General features: G+C 63.8%; 1 protein-coding gene. It reads right to left on the reverse strand.

Annotated elements, in window-relative coordinates; all coding sequences use genetic code 11:
- Positions 1-925: glutamate--tRNA ligase (locus EOC06_RS37925; RefSeq protein ID WP_164899030.1), on the reverse strand; the 925-nt coding region annotated here is incomplete at both ends.

Genomic DNA, 925 nt, shown 5'->3' on the forward strand with positions numbered 1-925 from the left:
CCAGTCACTCGCAAGCCCGTTCAAAGCTTCGTGAGCACTGCGCAGGATCTTGCGGGCATCGTCGGTAAGCAGAAGGGCCGCCTTGTCGTCGATCGGCAGGGGGCGCGTGGCGAACAGGAAGGCCGCGCCATCGACGAGCTCGACCAGCGTCTTGGCGCGGTCCTTCAAGCCCGGAAGCGCTGCCAGCAACTGCGCCTTGGTGCTGTCGTTCAGGCGCGCGGCGATCGCCGGGCCACCTTCGAGATAGGGCAGGGTAGCGATGAAGATGTCGAACAGTTGGGCATCGCTCATGCGGCGCATATGCGCGCCGTTGATCGCCTCCAGCTTGGCGAAGTCGAAGCGCGCCGCGCCCTTGTTGACATCGCCGATATCGAACCAGGAAATCATATCCTTGATCGACATGATCTCGTCGTCGCCATGGCTCCAGCCAAGGCGCGCCAGGTAATTGAGCAGCGCCTCCGGCAGGTAGCCCATGGCGCGATAGGCCTCGACGCCAAGCGCGCCGTGCCGCTTCGACAGCTTGGCGCCATCGGCGCCGTGGATCAGCGGGATATGCGACATGGACGGCACGTTCCAGCCCATGGCGTTGTAGATCACGGTCTGGCGAGCGGCGTTGGTCAGATGATCGTCGCCGCGAATGATATGGGTGACTCCCATATCATGATCATCGACGACGACGGCATGCATGTAAGTGGGATTGCCGTCAGAACGCAGGATGATGAAGTCATCGAGATCCTTGTTGGGAAAGCGCACCTCGCCCTGGACACGGTCATGGACGATGGTCTCGCCTTCGGTCGGCGCCTTGATACGAATGGCGCCCTTGACGCCTGCGGGCGCCTCAGAGGGGTCGCGGTCGCGCCAGCGGCCGTCATAGCGGGGCGGCAGCCCCTTGGCTCTGGCGGCCTCGCGCATGGCCTCCAGTTCC

The organism is Mesorhizobium sp. M7A.F.Ca.MR.362.00.0.0 (assembly GCF_004023175.1).
GTDB lineage: Bacteria > Pseudomonadota > Alphaproteobacteria > Rhizobiales > Rhizobiaceae > Mesorhizobium.